The 16304-nt window shown below is 40.9% G+C and carries 16 protein-coding genes; 7 read left to right on the plus strand and 9 right to left on the minus strand.

From position 1 onward, the window contains the following. Nucleotides 1-267: 267 nt before the first annotated feature. Nucleotides 268-552 carry a helix-turn-helix domain-containing protein gene (locus BUE31_RS07920; RefSeq protein WP_073402111.1) on the plus strand — a complete coding sequence of 95 codons (285 nt, stop codon included), beginning with the start codon at nt 268-270 and terminating at the stop codon, nt 550-552. Here the strand turns inward: BUE31_RS07920 and BUE31_RS07925 are convergent. Further along, nucleotides 547-1383 carry an aminotransferase class IV gene (locus tag BUE31_RS07925; protein ID WP_073402114.1) on the minus strand — a complete coding sequence of 279 codons (837 nt, stop codon included), beginning with the start codon at nt 1381-1383 and terminating at the stop codon, nt 547-549. The two genes, BUE31_RS07920 and BUE31_RS07925, sit on opposite strands and share 6 nt — an antisense overlap. A gap of 132 nt (nt 1384-1515) precedes the next feature. Continuing rightward, complete coding sequence (locus BUE31_RS07930) at nt 1516-2568, minus strand: RluA family pseudouridine synthase (protein WP_073402117.1); 1053 nt, start codon at nt 2566-2568, stop codon at nt 1516-1518. A 65-nt stretch (nt 2569-2633) separates the two neighbouring features. Between BUE31_RS07930 and BUE31_RS07935 the strand changes: the two genes are divergently transcribed. From BUE31_RS07935 to BUE31_RS07945, 3 genes are all read left to right on the plus strand, one after another. Continuing rightward, nucleotides 2634-3521, plus strand: coding sequence for a 1-aminocyclopropane-1-carboxylate deaminase/D-cysteine desulfhydrase (locus tag BUE31_RS07935; RefSeq protein ID WP_073402120.1), 888 nt, complete (start codon nt 2634-2636; stop codon nt 3519-3521). Nucleotides 3522-4393: 872 nt separating this feature from the next. Further along, on the plus strand, nt 4394-6364 hold the full coding sequence (locus tag BUE31_RS07940; RefSeq protein WP_083619500.1) for an amidohydrolase family protein: 1971 nt from the start codon (nt 4394-4396) through the stop codon (nt 6362-6364). A 252-nt stretch (nt 6365-6616) separates the two neighbouring features. Then, nucleotides 6617-8524: an amidophosphoribosyltransferase gene (locus tag BUE31_RS07945; protein WP_073402123.1), complete on the plus strand. Its 1908-nt coding sequence runs from the start codon at nt 6617-6619 to the stop codon at nt 8522-8524. 148 nt (nt 8525-8672) lie between these two features. Here BUE31_RS07945 and BUE31_RS07950 read toward each other — a convergent pair whose 3' ends face one another. The 4 genes from BUE31_RS07950 to BUE31_RS07960 all read right to left on the minus strand — a co-directional run bounded on the left by BUE31_RS07950 (nt 8673) and on the right by BUE31_RS07960 (nt 10645). After that, complete coding sequence (locus BUE31_RS07950; protein WP_073402126.1) at nt 8673-8996, minus strand: hypothetical protein; 324 nt, start codon at nt 8994-8996, stop codon at nt 8673-8675. Between the two features lie 6 nt (nt 8997-9002). Next, complete coding sequence (locus BUE31_RS31540; protein ID WP_255376652.1) at nt 9003-9125, minus strand: hypothetical protein; 123 nt, start codon at nt 9123-9125, stop codon at nt 9003-9005. Nucleotides 9126-9427: 302 nt separating this feature from the next. Continuing rightward, entirely contained in the window at nt 9428-9874 is a 447-nt protein-coding gene (locus BUE31_RS07955; RefSeq protein ID WP_073402129.1) for a DUF1569 domain-containing protein, read from the minus strand. 117 nt (nt 9875-9991) lie between these two features. Beyond that, nucleotides 9992-10645 (minus strand): LysE family translocator, encoded by a 654-nt coding sequence (locus BUE31_RS07960; protein ID WP_073402132.1) that lies wholly within the window; start codon nt 10643-10645, stop codon nt 9992-9994. Nucleotides 10646-10820: 175 nt separating this feature from the next. On the opposite strand from BUE31_RS07960, the gene BUE31_RS07965 reads away from it, so the two are divergent. Both BUE31_RS07965 and BUE31_RS07970 read left to right on the plus strand, forming a co-directional pair. Continuing rightward, a complete protein-coding gene (locus BUE31_RS07965) occupies nt 10821-12590 on the plus strand; it encodes an MFS transporter (protein ID WP_073402134.1) in 1770 nt (589 codons plus the stop codon). Nucleotides 12591-12702: 112 nt separating this feature from the next. Then, the gene (locus BUE31_RS07970; protein WP_073402137.1) at nt 12703-13164 is read left to right on the plus strand and encodes a deoxycytidylate deaminase; all 462 of its coding nucleotides are present in this window, start codon (nt 12703-12705) and stop codon (nt 13162-13164) included. Nucleotides 13165-13261: 97 nt separating this feature from the next. On the opposite strand, the gene cmk is transcribed toward BUE31_RS07970, so the two are convergent. After that, the gene (gene cmk / locus BUE31_RS07975) at nt 13262-13939 is read right to left on the minus strand and encodes a (d)CMP kinase (protein ID WP_073402140.1); all 678 of its coding nucleotides are present in this window, start codon (nt 13937-13939) and stop codon (nt 13262-13264) included. Between the two features lie 112 nt (nt 13940-14051). Here cmk and arfB point away from each other — a divergent pair, with 112 nt between their 5' ends. Next, nucleotides 14052-14462 (plus strand): alternative ribosome rescue aminoacyl-tRNA hydrolase ArfB, encoded by a 411-nt coding sequence (arfB, locus tag BUE31_RS07980; RefSeq protein WP_073402143.1) that lies wholly within the window; start codon nt 14052-14054, stop codon nt 14460-14462. 70 nt (nt 14463-14532) lie between these two features. Here arfB and BUE31_RS07985 read toward each other — a convergent pair whose 3' ends face one another. After that, the gene (locus BUE31_RS07985) at nt 14533-15510 is read right to left on the minus strand and encodes a lipid A deacylase LpxR family protein (RefSeq protein WP_073402147.1); all 978 of its coding nucleotides are present in this window, start codon (nt 15508-15510) and stop codon (nt 14533-14535) included. Nucleotides 15511-15591: 81 nt separating this feature from the next. Beyond that, the gene (locus BUE31_RS07990; RefSeq protein ID WP_143167056.1) at nt 15592-16143 is read right to left on the minus strand and encodes a hypothetical protein; all 552 of its coding nucleotides are present in this window, start codon (nt 16141-16143) and stop codon (nt 15592-15594) included. Between the last annotated feature and the right edge of the window lie 161 nt (nt 16144-16304).

The following is a 16304-nucleotide window of genomic DNA, read 5'->3' on the forward strand; positions in this document are numbered from 1 at the left end:
ATTTGCAGGAGGCTCCGATGGAGCCTTACAAATTTTTAGAAATTGTCTATAAACAGGCTGCTCCTATGGAGCTTGTTAGATGACTTGAGACTGGTTTTTCACTCCAGAGGAGTGTCCTGTTTGTAGAAAACTACAATACTCCTGTTTGGGCTCCATCGGAGCCTCCTTTGAATGCGTTTGCCCAGAACAACTTGCCTGCCAGTTAATTCACATTAAAAAAAACCGTATACGCCTTTACTTCGTTTATTATGTTTATAACCGTACTTTATGAGGTCAATAAGCGATTTAAAAACCAAACAGATAGTTTCCAACATCAGGAAGATCAGGGAATTCAGAAATTACACCCAAGACTATCTTGCGGCAAAGCTTCTGATCTCGCAAAATGCATACAGTAAAATAGAGTTGGGTTACAGCAGCGTCACCTTAAACCGGCTGATTGAAATTACAGAAATACTGGAAGTTGAGCTTTCAGATCTGATCTGCCTGGATGGTGAAGAAATTATCATGTTAAATCTGTCAGGCAAAAAATTAAAACAGGGCAGCACTTTATAGCTTATTCAGTTCTTCTATCAGTATTTTACTTAGCCCGTTAAAATAACGCCTCACACCAAACCCTATTACACTTTGTATCCCGCGGGCGGCATTTGTTATAAATACTTCATCGGCCTCATATAATATATCCGGACTTATCTGCGCTTCGGTTACCGGGATGTTATTGTTTTTGGCGATATTGATGATTACCTGCCGCATAACTCCTTCAACGCAGCCCTCGCTTAATGCAGGCGTATACAAATGTTTCTGGTACCATACAAATACATTCGAGCTGCTTGCCTCGCATAAATTACCACCCTGATTTAGCAAAAACACATCGTCGAGCTTGTTTTGAGTTTTGTAGATGCCTGCCATTACGTAGATCAATGAGTTGCAGGTTTTTATGTTCGACAGGTAGTTGGTAGGCTTGGGCAGCTCTGTATACAGGTCTACAATAAGGCCCTTTTCATTTAAAAAATAACGTGGTTCGTCCATCGGCTGGATCTCCAGGCAATAACCCATTTTATTTTGCGACGGCGTGTATAAACCATCGGCATCGCGGTAAACTGTAAGGCGCAAACGGCCATGTTTTATCTTATTTCTTCGGGCCAGGTCGGCAGCTTTTTCCTTCAAAAACCAGGTATCCATTTGCGAGTACCCATCTATTTTCAGCGCTTTCATCCCCCGTTGTAAGCGCTCGGCGTGCAGCTCCGGAAATTTAAGCTGGCCCTTCATCAACCGCATACTCTCAAACAAGCCATCGCCATACTTAAATGCACGGTTATTCAGTGCAACCAGTTTGGTATCAGCCGGAAGTATTTCGCCGTTAAAATTGATGAATATTGGGACCATATGTTAGAGGTTAGAGGTTAGAGACCAGAGATTAGTTGCTTTTGTTTACACTAATCACTCGTCCGCTATCTCTTATTGTTACGTTTTTTATTGATAGATTTATTTTATTCTTTTTCTTTCTGGTTTTCTCAACTAATCTCTGATCTCTAACCTCTGATCACTACTCCCAACATACTTCCTCCACTTCTCCAAACCTGCCGCAAAATCGTCAGGAAGCGGGGCTTCAAAGTATAATTGTTTTTTTAGGGTTGGATGCAAAAATCCTAATGATTGTGCATGCAAGGCCTGCCTTGGTAATAGTTCAAAGCAATTTTCAACAAATTGTTTGTATTTACTAAAAACTGTACCCTTTAAAATTTTGTCGCCCCCATAAGTAGCATCGCTAAATAAAGGGTGCCCAATGTGTTTCATGTGCGCACGGATCTGGTGCGTGCGCCCTGTTTCCAGCTGGCACTCAATCAGGGTTACATAATCCATCCGTTCTAAAACCCGGTAATGCGTAACAGACCATTTCCCTTTTTCCGGGTCGTCATAAATGCTCATTACCCTTCTGTCGTTTACACTGCGGCCAATATAACCGGTTACCGTGCCGTCCTCAGACAGGTCGCCCCAAACCAGGGCAATATATTTACGGGCAATGGTATGATCAAAAAATTGCTTGGCCAGCCAGGTCATGGAGCGCTCGTTTTTGCTGATCAGCAGCAGGCCCGATGTATCTTTATCTATCCGGTGTACAAGTCCCGGCCGCCCATCATTACCCGGCAGAGTAGGCAATTGTTGAAAATGATAAACCAGCCCGTTAACCAGCGTACCGGTATAATTGTTATAACCGGGATGCACTACCAGCCCTGCCGGTTTGTTAACCACCAGCACATCATCATCTTCATAAATAATATTAAGCGGGATGTTTTCCGGGTAAACTTCCGTATCACGCGGCGGGTGCGGCAATACTACCGAGATTACATCCAGCGGTTTTACCCTATAGCTTGATTTGATGGCTTTATCGTTAACCAGCACATTGCCGAGCTCTATAGCGTTTTGAATGCGGTTGCGCGATGCATTTTCAACCCGGTACATTAAAAACTTATCAATCCGCAATAGCGACTGCCCTTTATCAACAACTATGCGCAAGTGTTCATAAAGGTCCTGTTCTTCCTGCTCAATAAAACCGTTGTCTTCAGTCATCCGGGCAAAAGTACTCGTTTTTTCAGATATTGATTAATTGTAAATTTGTAATACTTTTAACGGCCATGCAGCTTAACCTTGAAATTTTCAGCCCCGTCCATCAAATCAAAAACCAACTGTTTGATGAACAGGGAATAAAGGTTTTTTTAAAGCGGGATGATTTGATCCACCCTATCATCTCCGGCAATAAATGGCGCAAATTAAAATACATTTTAAAGCAGGCACAAATTGAAAATAAAACCCACCTGGTAACTTTTGGAGGGGCATACTCCAACCATTTGCTTGCAACTGCTGCGGCGGCGGCCAAATTCGGTTTTAAAGCCACAGGGATTGTGAGGGGTGAAGAAGTAAATAACGATACCCTTTTTCTTTGCCGCCTGCATGGAATGAACCTGCTGTTTACCGACCGTGAAAGCTATCGCGATAAACCTACACTGTTTAATAAATACTTTTGCAATGATAATAATGCCTTTTTTATTGATGAAGGCGGTTCATCTGCCGAAGGCGCCAAAGGATGCAGCGAACTGATAGATGAACTAACCGACACCTACGACCATATTTTTTGCGCCTGCGGAACAGGTACTACCGCAGCGGGTATTATCAACGGCATTCAGCAGCATAAACTTAATACACAATTTAATGCCGTGCCGGTATTTAAAAATGGCGATTTCATCAGGGAGGAGATAGATAAGTTTTTAACCACCTCTGTAGATTATCAGCTCCATACCGATTATCATTTTGGCGGATATGGTAAAACTGATGAGCGGCTCATAAAATTCATTAAACAGTTTGTAGCTGATACAGGGATCTTGATAGAGCCTGTTTATACGGGCAAAATGCTGTACGCCATTTATGATTTGGCAGCTAAAAATTACTTTAAGCCCGACAGTAAAGTATTGGCTATCCACAGCGGAGGGATTTGGGGCTTGCTGGGGATGAAGGATAAGTTTTGAAGATTTCTCCTAATGCTGTTGTCCGAACCATGATTCGCTTGATTTTATGATTTCTTGATCCTGTATCGAAGCGAAAGGCATCAGGTCAATCTTTTAATCCTATAATCATGGTTCAAAAAAAGAAGAAAATCAATAACTTCCGTCCGTCCGTTCTTTTACCCATAGCCCCCCGGACGGACGGACGCTTTTCTTATTTCTTTCTAAAGGCTTTACGCCACTTTCAATCACCTGGAAAACTATACCCATTTCATTGTTGGTTGTTAATGTTTCCCGTTTCCGCAGGTTCTCTCATAGAGGAACTTGCGATGGATAGCGCTTTAAGACGGTAATAGCCGCATTCTATTCCATTGAAATATTTTTTATTGATAACAACAAACACTGCACAGGGCCCTCAATGAGATCCCCAGGAAGACATTATTGAATTATTATTACAAGCTGGTTATTTTCCAGGTGATAAGTTATGCGGCTGCTTTTTTACTGGAAAATAAATGAGATTTTAGATAATATCCCCTCCTATAACCCTTTTATAAAGGACCTTATCTTCCATTTAATAAGAAGACCTGAATGCTATGGTTGTTGGGTGTCCGTCCGTCCGGGGAGCAGGGGGTCAGCGAACGAACGGACGCTTTTTGAAGCTTAAAATAGCTGTGGAGCTAATGTCTAATACAAATATAAAGAATTTTATTTAATAATAAAGAATAATCTTTGATATTTATTATATAGATGATTACGGGTGATATTAGTTTACCTGCGAAGTATAACGGATGCAGTCGCATTATTGAACATCGTTGGGATAACCGCGCTACAAATTGTATTATTAATTTCACCCCAAAACTTATAACTTTAGCCATCCGAAACTTTAAATACTTCTTATGAAAAAACATATTCTTCTTTTAACTTTCTCATTGATAATATTCGCGGCCACTGCACAAACAAAACCTGATAGCATTACCTTCTTCCTGCATAAGTTTGAGCAGCATATTGGTAAAGAAACCTATCGCGTTAGCAAAACCGATAAAGAAATTATTTACACCTCTGATTTTAAATTTGTCGACCGCGGCTCGCCAGTACCATTAAAGGCCGAGCTTAAATTAACACCTGCTTTTGAACCGCTGAGCCTGAAAATAAAAGGCAATACCGCCCGTTCAGCAACCATTAACGATACGATAACTATATCCGGAAACCAGGCGCATGTAAAAGTTAACGATTCCGCCTATACGCAAAAGATCACGCCCTTAACTTTCCCAATAGCAAGCTATGCACCGGGTGAGGTACAACAGGAATTGATCAGGTACTGGAAGAATCACAAACAACCTGCCACTATAAATACCCTGCCAAACGGAACGGTACAAATTAAAAAGGATGGCGAGGATTCCTTTACTTTCAATGGCAAATCCTTACTGCTTGACCGGTATACTGTAGGGGGATTGATCTGGGGCAATGAGATCTTGTGGACCGATAAGGCCGGGCAATTAATTTGCCTGATAACAAACGATGCCGAAGCTGATAAGCTTGAAATGATGCTGGAACCTTACGAAGGCCTGCTGCCAATGTTTATAGCCAAAGCTGCTACCTACGGTATGGAATTGTTTACCAAAAACACACCTAAAGCAATTGCTGCTAATAAAGTAATTGCCATAACCGGCGGAACTGTAATTGATGTGATAAACTCAAAACCTATACCCAATGCTGTAGTGGTTATTGAAAATGGCATTATTAAAAAGGTGGGCAAAGTTGGCGAAGTAACCATCCCTGCAGGCGCCAAAATCATTGATGCCAAGGGAAAGACCATATTACCCGGCTTATGGGATATGCATGCTCACTTTGAACAGGTGGAGTGGGGACCCGCATATCTTGCTGCAGGCGTAACTACCGTGCGCGACTGCGGCAACGAGTTTGCCTTTATAAACTCCGTACAAGGCGCCATTGATAATGGCCAGGGCATTGGCCCTAAAATATTAAAGGCCGGCATTATTGATGGTAAAGGCCCTATGGCGCTCGGAATTATCCAGGCCGATACAAAGGAGGAAGCAATAAAAGAGGTTGACCGCTATAAGGACAATGGTTTTATCCAGATAAAAATTTACAGCTCGGTAAAGCCGGCTATTGTAAAAGCTATTTGTGATGAAGCACACCGCCTGAACCTTACCGTAACCGGCCATATTCCCAATGGAATGACCTTGCAGGCAGGGGTAGATTCAGGTATGGATATGGTTAACCATGTGCAATACGTTTACTCCATTATGAAACGCAATAAGGACCGTTCCATAAACTTCGAGGATTCAACCAGTATTGCGGCTATAAAATTCATAAAACAACATAATGTAGTTATTGATCCTACGGTAGGCGTATTTGAAATGTTTTTCCGGTCTACTAAAGATGATATTACTATTATGGAGCCTGCCTTTTATTCGTTGCCTTTACCTTTACAGGCTATTTTTAAAAATACAGGCAGCGAGCCGGCAAATGCTGAAAAGTTGAAACCAATTTGGGACAGCTTTCAAAAAATAGTGAAAGTACTTTACGATAATGGCGTGACCATTGTTGCAGGCACCGACCAGGGTTTCCCCGGCTACAGCCTCGATCGCGAGCTGGAATTATATGTGCAGGCAGGCTTAACGCCTATGCAGGCAATTGGTACAGCAACTATCACTCCTGCCGTTGTTATGAAAATGGATAAACAAAGCGGATCAATTGAAGCCGGTAAAAATGCCGACCTGGTAATAATTGATGGTGATCCGCTAACCAATATCCGGGAGATCCGTAAGGTAACCACTGTAATAAGGGCTGGAAGGATTTATGATCCGGTAGCTTTGCATAAATTGGTGGGGTTTGGGAAGTAGGGTTATACACTTGTCATTGCGAGGCACGAAGCAATCGCGAACTATACATGGCGAGCAGAAAGGCGCAAACTTACATAGCGGACCTACGTAGCGTGCGATTGCTTCGTACCTCGCAATGACAAGTTTTCAAACCACTCACTTAATCAACCCAATCCAACTTAATTAACCTCCTTAAATATTAATGCAATTTAATGACACTGTTAATTAAAAGTTTTAACATTTAAATTTTAACTTTGCCGCTCATTAACAATCATGAGTGATTCGATTAAACATGAATGCGGGGTTGCATTCATTCGACTGTTAAAGCCTCTTTCTTTTTACCAGGAAAAATACGGCACGGCCCTTTACGGCCTAAACAAACTTTACCTCTTAATGGAAAAACAACATAACCGCGGCCAGGATGGCGCCGGTGTTGCTACCATTAAGCTGGATATTGAACCTGGCAAGCGCTATATAAGCCGACATCGATCGATGGCTTCGAATGCGGTTGCTGATATCTTTGAATATATTCAGAAGAAGTTTGCCGACATTCAAAAGGAGATGCCTGAAAAAATGGCGGATGCAGAATGGCTCAAAGAGCACGTAAGCTTTACCGGCGAAGTGTTATTGGGCCATTTGCGTTATGGTACCCACGGCAAAAACAGCATTGAGAACTGCCACCCCTTTTTAAGGCAAAACAACTGGATGACCCGTAACCTGGTTATTGCCGGTAACTTTAACATGACCAATGTTGACGAGCTGCTTCAGCAACTTTACGACCTTGGCCAGCATCCTAAAGAAAAAGCCGATACCATAACCGTTCTTGAAAAAATAGGCCACTTTATTGATACCGAGAACCAGGGCTTGTTTGATCAGTACAAACGCGAAGGCCTGGATGATAACATCAAGATCAGCAAGCTGATTGCCAATGATATGGATGTTGCCAAAATCCTCCGGAAATCTGCAAAGAACTGGGATGGTGGTTATACTATTGCCGGGATACTTGGCCATGGTGATGCATTTGTAATGCGCGACCCGGTTGGCATCCGGCCTGCTTACTATTATTACAATGATGAAATTGTGGTAGCAGCGTCTGAGCGCCCGGCTATACAAACCGCCTTTAATATCCCGATGGAGGAGATTAAGGAAATCAGGCCCGGCCATGCACTTATTGTAAAAAAGAACGGTAAAATAACGGAGGATATGTTTAGCGAGCCTGCTGAGAAAAAAGCATGTTCATTTGAACGCATCTATTTCTCTCGTGGCAGCGATGCTTCCATTTACCGTGAACGTAAGCAATTGGGCCGTTTACTTTGCGAGCAGATCCTGGAGAATGTTAATTACGATGTTAAAAACACCGTTTTCTCTTATATCCCAAACACTGCCGAAGTTGCCTTTTATGGCATGGTTGAGGGCGTACACAAATACATTAAAAAATATCAGCGCGATAAATTATTAAACCGCGACGATAAGATAAGTGAAGAAGAATTAACCGAAGTGCTATCAATGGCGCCTCGGGTTGAGAAAATAGCTATTAAAGATGTTAAGCTGCGCACCTTTATTACGCAGGATGCGGACCGCAGCGAAATGGTGGCCCACGTTTATGATACTACTTACGGATTGATAAAAAGGGACACCGATACGCTGGTTGTGCTGGATGATTCAATAGTTCGCGGTACAACGCTTAAACAAAGCATCCTGAAGATCCTTGACAGGCTGGGCCCTAAAAAAATAGTGGTGGTTTCATCAGCACCGCAAATTCGTTTCCCTGATTGCTATGGCATTGATATGTCGCGCATGGGCGAGTTTGTTGCTTTTGAAGCGGCAATCAGTTTACTGAAGGATGCAGGCAAAGATGATGTAATATTAAAAGTATATCAGCAATGCAAGGATAGCGCGTCATTGCCTAAAGAAGAAGTTGAAAACTATGTAAAAGCCATTTATGAGCCATTTACAGACCAGGAAATTTCTGACCGTATTGCACAGATCATTACCCCTAAAGAAATAAAAGCCGAAATAAAGGTATTGTATCAAACCCTTGATAATTTACACAAGGCTTGTCCTGATCATGAAGGCGATTGGTATTTCTCAGGCAACTACCCAACACCAGGCGGCAATAAGGTTGTTAACAAAGCCTTTGCAAACTGGATGGAAGGTAAAAATGCAAGAGGGTATAATTGAGTCGGGAAAGTCCGGAAGTCGGAAAAGTCAGTAAAGTCCGAAAGTAAAATATAAAGCAGCCCGGTAGAATTATCTTCTACCGGGCTTTATTTTTGACTCTTTATCTGCCCAAGCCTTTCAGACTTTCGGACTTTCGGACTTCCCCCCTCTACCCTCTCATTCTTTTCGGGTTAATAGCAACCAGGAAGTTGATATTATCTGTTATAATACTTTTTTCATCAGGCTGGTGCCCTTCGTTATTAAATGATTGTTTTAATCCTGAGCGGGCAGAGTTAAATACCTGCAAAACTATTTCAGGAGCTATTTTTACTGCAATAGCCGGATAATAATCCTTCTGAAGCTTTGATCTTCCGCTATCGTTAACCATGCTTAACTCCCAGCTGTCGTCCGCTTTAAAGCCGTGCTCTTTGGCAGCGTTCATTAAATCGTACAGGTACATCCGGGTTTGTGTTTCTATTGCTTGTTCGTTCATGCTACGTTATTTTTTACCGTTTGATTCGGATTTTGATCCTTTTTCCGACTGGTATGATGATACCTTTTTGTTTCCGTTTACGGCAGGCGCCTTTTTAACCTCTTTAACCGTTTTTCTGTCTTTGCTCATAGTGGTAATGATTTAGTAATTTATTTTTTAATAGATCCGGGTAACGGCAGAATGATAATCAGATCATCGTTATACTGATGAAATCCTGGTTTAACATGCAAGTACTTAACGTTACCTGTGTTATAACGTAAATACTGTTATATTATTAGCTAACTTTTAGAAAATGCTCCAAAATAAATAAGCAAAGTCAAATACAGATATAGCCTGTAAAACAGAATTTCTTAAAGATAACTTTTATTCCCGAAATGGGGAGTTTTAAAAATACTTTATCACAGCCGGAAGCCATCCTTCCGATAAATTAACTATACACCAAATTGCCTTAAATGATGATCCAGGTGTTTGTACTGAAGCGCATTCCATTCATCAACAGTTAGCGGACCGAAAAAAGGGTGGGGCTTTTTTGTTAATACATCCGGTCCTGTGGTGAACCGTTTAACCAATTCAATTAAAGAGGTCTTTTCTGTATCAAAACCCCTGTCATTTTTAATTTTGGCTTCCCGCATTGTTGGCAGGTTACGTTCAAATGGTTCTTCATTTATCACCTTTTTCTTAGCCATGCGGCCAAAAAGCAGGGCAATTAACCCGCCTTTGGTATTTAATTCGCCAAAAGCTATCTGTATTGGCACCTGGCAATGGGCCAGCATTTGCGATACATTCATTTTACCCCATAAGGCAGGGGTTGATGGCGTGAGTTTATTTATACGCTCAATAAATGCAGGGTTAATGGTCGGGGAGAAAATACTTTCCATAATAAGGTTAATAACGGTTTAAATATAATAAAAACTGACTCCTATCCCTTCTCCACCCAATGCCTAATGACTAATGACTAATGACTAATGACTAATGACTAATGACTAATTCCCCCCTCACGCACCCGGAGGTGAAAAAACAAAGTTAGTTACCAATTTATCAAGCAGCACAAGCGAGGCTATAATTAGCGCTATACCTGCAAGCTGGTTAAGGCGATGTACAAACTTTACGGAGATCCTGTCGCGCAGCTTATCGGCATAAAAAGCTTTGGTAGTATCAAGGCCAAACTGCACTATAAGAATGGTTAAAAACATTATAGCAATTTTAGCCGACCGGTGAGGAACGCCTTCATGATAAACCGTGCTTGCCGCGCCTATCACAATAGTCCAATGAAATAAAATTGTGGGGTTGAAAATACACATCACAAAGCCCTTCAAAAAATAGCCAGCGCGATGGAGGTTAGTGGGGACAGTGTTTTTATAATTGATCTCGGATTTTTTAAACATGTAATAGATGCCTATTGCAAACAAAATGGCGCTGCCAAATACGCCCGCGTAGGTTTTATCATGAGCCGTAATATCAAAGTATTGCGAACCGAACAAAATAGCGCCCACAAATACCATATCGCTGCAAACCACTCCCAAAGCAAGTGCAACACCTGCATGGAAGCCTTTTTCGATACTGGTTTTTATTAAAGCAAAAAAAACCGGGCCAGTTAAAAACGTTAACACTAATCCAAACCCAATACCCGAAATAACAGCTTCTATCATTAATTAAGGCTTACGTGCCGGTTAAAATAAAAAAATGCAGCACGAATATGCAATTTTATATGGTAAACAACCAAACTTAAATTTGTGATTTAATTAATTAAAAATATAGCAGAATTGCAAAAAATAGTTATGTTTAGTGTTTCAAATACACAGTTTGTATAAACCTAATTAAACAATGGAACAAAATAAAACAAAAAGTTACGGTACAGCATTGTACACAATCATTACTGTATTTTTCTTTTGGGGCTTTCATGCTGCATCAAATGGCATTTTTATACCTTTTTGCAAAGCACACTTCAGTCTTTCTCAATTTGAATCACAATTAATTGACTACACTTTTTATGGAGGGTATTTCATCGGCTCACTAGTGCTGTATCTTGCTTCTCAAATTAAGAAAGTTGATATAATGAATAAGCTGGGCTACAAAAATGGCATTATTGTAGGTCTTGTACTTTCGGCATTTGGCGCTGTATTAATGGTTCCAGCTGTAAACTCAGGGGCTTTTGGTTTTATTTTAATTGCCGATTTTGTTATTGCCCTTGGCTTCTCTTTACAGCAAACCGCTGCAAATCCATTCGTAATTGTTTTAGGCACGCCAGAAACCGGCACACACCGTTTAAACCTTGCCGGAGGAGTGAACAACTTTGGAAGTATTTTGGGTCCGGTTGCTATAAGTCTTATATTATTTGGTAGCGCAAGCAATCATTTACCTGCTGCTGATGTTAAAATAACTTCAATTAACAATGCTTATTTAATACTTGCAGCACTGTTTATTGCTGTGGCTATTTTCTTTTGGTTCTCAAAATTACCAAAGGTTACCAGTGATGAGCAGATAGAAACAAGTAAAAAAACCTACGGACCGCTTACTTTTATTTTCGTAGCCTTTGTGCTAATATTTATTGCCCCACCGATAAGCGATTTTGTAGCGACCTCGATGACGCATAATCAGGCGGTTTTGAGCATTCCGCATTTAAATGATATTACTTCAGAAAATATTGATCATACAAAATTTGCCACTCCGGGGTTGAAAGCTGGAGTAATGGAATATGTTCACTCTGCTGGATTAATTAAATCATACATCGTATATTTTGCATTGATCGTAATTTTATCTGCATTGTTTGTTTCATTAAAATCATCCGGTAAAAATAAAGAAGGCTGGGGCGCAATGCAATATCCACAGTTAATTTATGGTATGATAGCCATATTTACTTATGTAGGTGTTGAGGTAACTATTCAAAGTAATCTTGGCGCATTGGTTAAAACACCTGAGTTTGGTGGCTATGATACCGATCATATTGCTCCTTTTATCTCATTATATTGGGGTAGTTTAATGATAGGCAGGTGGACGGGTGCTCTTGCAGCCTTTAAAATGTCAAAAATGACTAAAAATATTTTGACTATAGTTGTACCATTTGTAGCATTTGGAATAGTGTTATTTGTAAACCACATAAGCGGTCAGGATGTTAGTAAATTATATATTTATGGTATTTGTGTAGCAGTACTGATAGTAGGATTCCTTGTCGGTCAGCAAAAGCCAGTACTTACACTTACTATTTTTGGTTTATTGGGCGTACTTTGCATGATAGTAGGCTTATTAAATACCGGCATGGTTGGTTTGCTTGCTTTTCTTAGCGGAGGCCTTTGCTGTTCAATTATGTGGCCTTCAATATTTGCGCTATCTATTACCGGCCTGGGCAAATATACCAGCCAGGGTTCATCCTTCTTAATTATGATGATCCTGGGAGGTTCTATCATTCCACCATTACAAGGGATCTTAGCTGATACAGCACAACATGCTGTGAGTGGTATGAGCGGTATTCACATATCATACATAGTTCCGGTATTTTGTTTTGCTTACCTGGCATTCTTTGCATGGAAAGCCGGCTCTGAGCTTAAAAAACAAGGTATTGATATTGATCACGTGCAAGCTTCAGGCGGGCACTAACTGATCATTAGTCATTATGTCATTGGTCATTTGTACTATCGGGATCCGAAGCAAATGATCAATGACATTTTACTTAATGACAACCACTTCAATGACTAATGACAACTGACCAATGACCAAACTAAGTTTCAACCATATTTTCATGAACCTGGCAACCGACCTGGCTAAGCGCTCACACTGCGTTAAAGCCCAGGTCGGTGCCGTTTTAGCCAAGGATACAAGGATTATCTCTATAGGATATAACGGCCCCCCAGCGCACACCCACAACTGCGATGAAGAATGGCCCGGCACAGGCTGCCCGCGCGATTCAAAAGGTAGCTGCTCTCTTGCTTTGCATGCCGAAGAAAACGCCATACTTTATGCTGTAAAAAACGGCGCGAATCTGGAAGGTGCAACACTGTACACTACACTATCGCCATGCCTGCCATGTGCAAGGCTAATTTATTCGGCGGGGGTTAAAAAGGTATTTTTTGATAAATCATATGCAGCCTACAAAGGCCTCGCAAGTGATGAAGGTGTCGACTTTTTAAATAAATTTGGAGTAAGCGCGGTAAAATTCTCTGAGGGTGATTAGAGATTGGAGGCTGGAGATTAGTTATTTCCAGCGTAAAGATTTTGCATCATTTTAATTGCCAGTCTCCAATCACTAACCTCTAATAATCCTGTTAATCCTAATAATTCCCTAAATCGTGTACCTTTTCCAACGCAAAATCTAATTGCTGTTCAGGGGTAAGGTTTGTATTATCCAATATTATAGCATCTTCAGCTCTTACCAGCGGGCTTTCTGTACGGGTGGTGTCCTGGTAATCCCGATGGGCTATGTTCTCAAAAACCTCTTCTAAAGTAATATCTGGGTTTTTAGGCAGCATCTCTTTATAACGCCTTTCAGCTCTTACTTTAGGGTCGGCTGTCATAAAAATTTTAAGCGGTGCATCAGGAAAAACGGCGGTACCTATATCTCGCCCGTCCATTACAATATTTTTCGATTTGCCCATCCGCTGCTGCTGCTTCACCATCTCTTTGCGTACCTCGCGGATAGCCGACACAGCGCTTACCGTTTCGGAAACAGGCATCAGCCTGATCTCATCAGATACCTCTTCATCATTTAAGGTGATGTGCGTTTGGTAATCGCGCGAATGAAAATTTAAATGGATCTTTTCCAGCGCTTCGGCAATCTGTTCGTGATTATTAAGGTCTACATTATTCCTTAAAAAGTATAATGCTACCGCACGATACATTGCACCGCTATCAACATAAATAAAATGAAGTTTTTTGGCTAAAGCCTTTGCCAGGGTGCTTTTTCCGCACGATGAATAGCCATCAATGGCAACTATGATGTTGTTACTCATGAGCAGCTAAAATAGGGAAAAGTTGGCAGTTGACAGTAAACAGTGGGCAGTTTTTTATTTGCCTTACTGCAAACTACTCACCGCAAACTGCAAACTTTCACTAAATTCGCCCATGAATTTTACTAAAGCCGACCTGCAAAAAGAAACTACTTACAAAGCATCCCGCAGCGGCGGAAAAGGCGGTCAGAATGTTAATAAGGTATCCAGCAAGGTTGAATTGCTTTTTTCAGTAAATAACTCGTTGTTGTTTACTGATGAAGAGAAGGTGCTATTGAATGAAAAACTGCAATCACGTTTAAATAAGGACGGACTGGTACAAGTAATTTGCGATGAAGAACGCAGCCAGTACTTAAACAAAGAGAAGGCTATTGAAAGGCTAACCGTATTATTAACCAAAGCGCTTCATAAACCCAAAGTACGCAAAGCAACCAAAGTAAGTAAAGCTTCTAAAGCCGCCCGCCTCGAATCAAAAAAAATAAATTCCGCTAAAAAAGAAAACAGGAAGAAGAGTTTCGAGGATTAGTTCATGGTTGATGGTTCATAGTTCATGGCAGCTTCGCTCCTTTTACTATGAACTATGAACCATGAACCAATTACTTAAACCTATACAACGCCGTTACACTCCCCCATTGTTCAGAGCGTACCATTTCTTTAACTTCTTTGGTATGAAATATAGCTGCTGCGTCAATTACAAAACGGCCTGTGGTAAATGCAACGCCAAATTGATTACTAAAAATAAAAGGCTCTTTATTGCGCGTTATTTCCTGGCTGTTAGGATCATCGTGCTTATTAAACAGGCCGCCCTGTATAGTAGCATCATAGGCTACGTAATTAAATAGCGGTTTGTAATAAAAAAATATTTCGTGCGCATGAAGCGGAGTTACTGTTTGGTTCCTGATAGCTGTACTTTGCGTACTTACCGAGTTAAATAACTGGTTAAATGATCCTAACCGCACCATGGGGCCAACACCAAGGCCGCTAAAACCATTGCCTAAATTCAAATAGCTTGCTAAAGAAACGTCAATCCATCCCCCTCTTGCTAACAGCCTGTTATATTCAGCAGATAGATTTAGCTGTGCTTCATTTTGAATTTGGAACTGCCAGCCGGTTGGGTGATAAAAACCAAAATTATCGTGTACATAATCCTGTACCTCTTTACCAAAAGCACCTGGCCCTATGATACCTAACTGGACGCCAATTTTTAAATTACTCTCGTCTTTATATAAAAAATTCAGTGTTGCTCCTGCATATAAATAAGCGGCAAACGGGCGGTCGACCAAATTGGGCTGATCAGCGCCCTGGAAAAAAACACTGCCGCTTTGCGGATTATATATTTTTTGCCCAATCTCAAAACCAAGTACTTTGTTAATCAGCCTGGTGCTATCACCGCCTTTAACTTTTAAGGCATGCCTGTAATGAATATATATGCCATCGGTATAATACCTGTCTGATCCCTGGCCCAAATACGAGTCGTTATCAGTCTGGATCCCTATTTCATTATTATGTGATTGTGCAAAAACGTTTACAGCGCAAAAAAGGCTGATAAGGAAAGTAAATAGTTTAATTCTCATCCGGTTGGTTTTGGGGATTAACCGTCTAAAATAGCAAAAGCCCCGACAATTCAGGGCTTTTTAAAATATTTTATCTTATTGTTAAAAGGTATAACCAATGCTAAAACCACCTTCGGCTATAACCCCGTCATCATACAATATGGGTACAAATGCTATCCTGAAATTGATCCCGCCATTATCTTGCTGAAAACGGTAACCAATAGTACCTGTGCCGATAAAGCCTGTAATGTTATCAAATTCAAATGTCACCCCTTTTGGGCTTCCATGCGAACGAACAAAAGTGGTACCTGCGCCAAACTCCACAAAGCTATTACCACCTTGCTTGCCTAAGCCATATAAATAATTTAACTGTAGCGGAACAGATGCAACCCAGTTAGCACCAGTGTTGTAATAACCTGCGCCAACCCTATATCCCCATTTATCTCTATGATCACCAAAGCGGGTATCATAATTTATGGTAAGGGCAAGGCCGGGGCCACCTGCCTCAAGAAATACTGTTCTGGGTTTTTTGAATTCTACAACGGTCGAATCCCTTTTTATCGGGTTCTCTTCAAGATTTTGAGCCTTCAGGTAAAACGATGATGTGATAAGGAGTAATAAAAAAACAGCTTTTAATGTAAAAGTTTTCTTCACTTTTTTAGATTTTGGGTTATTAACTATTCCCATAATTACTTTATAATTATGACAATGAGTAATACGCTATCGCCGGTTAAAAAGTTTCAGTTTATGCACTTTGAACGCTTTTGATGGCCTAAAACATCAAAAAAGAATTCAAACTGCATATTTAAAGCCGG

Origin of the sequence: Mucilaginibacter sp. OK098 (genome assembly GCF_900142915.1) — a bacterium.
In the GTDB taxonomy this organism is placed as follows: Bacteria; Bacteroidota; Bacteroidia; order Sphingobacteriales; family Sphingobacteriaceae; genus Mucilaginibacter.

Coding starts and splice junctions, on each gene's coding strand:
- arfB (WP_073402143.1), top strand. CDS start 14,052: ATGAATTTTACTAAAGCCGACCTGCAAAAAGAAACTACTTACAAAGCA.
- BUE31_RS31540 (WP_255376652.1), bottom strand. CDS start 9,125: ATGAGCAAAGACAGAAAAACGGTTAAAGAGGTTAAAAAGGCGCCTGCC.
- BUE31_RS07940 (WP_083619500.1), top strand. CDS start 4,394: ATGAAAAAACATATTCTTCTTTTAACTTTCTCATTGATAATATTCGCG.
- BUE31_RS07925 (WP_073402114.1), bottom strand. CDS start 1,383: ATGGTCCCAATATTCATCAATTTTAACGGCGAAATACTTCCGGCTGAT.
- BUE31_RS07920 (WP_073402111.1), top strand. CDS start 268: ATGAGGTCAATAAGCGATTTAAAAACCAAACAGATAGTTTCCAACATC.
- BUE31_RS07950 (WP_073402126.1), bottom strand. CDS start 8,996: ATGAACGAACAAGCAATAGAAACACAAACCCGGATGTACCTGTACGAT.
- cmk (WP_073402140.1), bottom strand. CDS start 13,939: ATGAGTAACAACATCATAGTTGCCATTGATGGCTATTCATCGTGCGGA.
- BUE31_RS07985 (WP_073402147.1), bottom strand. CDS start 15,510: ATGAGAATTAAACTATTTACTTTCCTTATCAGCCTTTTTTGCGCTGTA.
- BUE31_RS07965 (WP_073402134.1), top strand. CDS start 10,821: ATGGAACAAAATAAAACAAAAAGTTACGGTACAGCATTGTACACAATC.
- BUE31_RS07935 (WP_073402120.1), top strand. CDS start 2,634: ATGCAGCTTAACCTTGAAATTTTCAGCCCCGTCCATCAAATCAAAAAC.
- BUE31_RS07960 (WP_073402132.1), bottom strand. CDS start 10,645: ATGATAGAAGCTGTTATTTCGGGTATTGGGTTTGGATTAGTGTTAACG.
- BUE31_RS07930 (WP_073402117.1), bottom strand. CDS start 2,568: ATGACTGAAGACAACGGTTTTATTGAGCAGGAAGAACAGGACCTTTAT.
- BUE31_RS07945 (WP_073402123.1), top strand. CDS start 6,617: ATGAGTGATTCGATTAAACATGAATGCGGGGTTGCATTCATTCGACTG.
- BUE31_RS07970 (WP_073402137.1), top strand. CDS start 12,703: ATGACCAAACTAAGTTTCAACCATATTTTCATGAACCTGGCAACCGAC.
- BUE31_RS07955 (WP_073402129.1), bottom strand. CDS start 9,874: ATGGAAAGTATTTTCTCCCCGACCATTAACCCTGCATTTATTGAGCGT.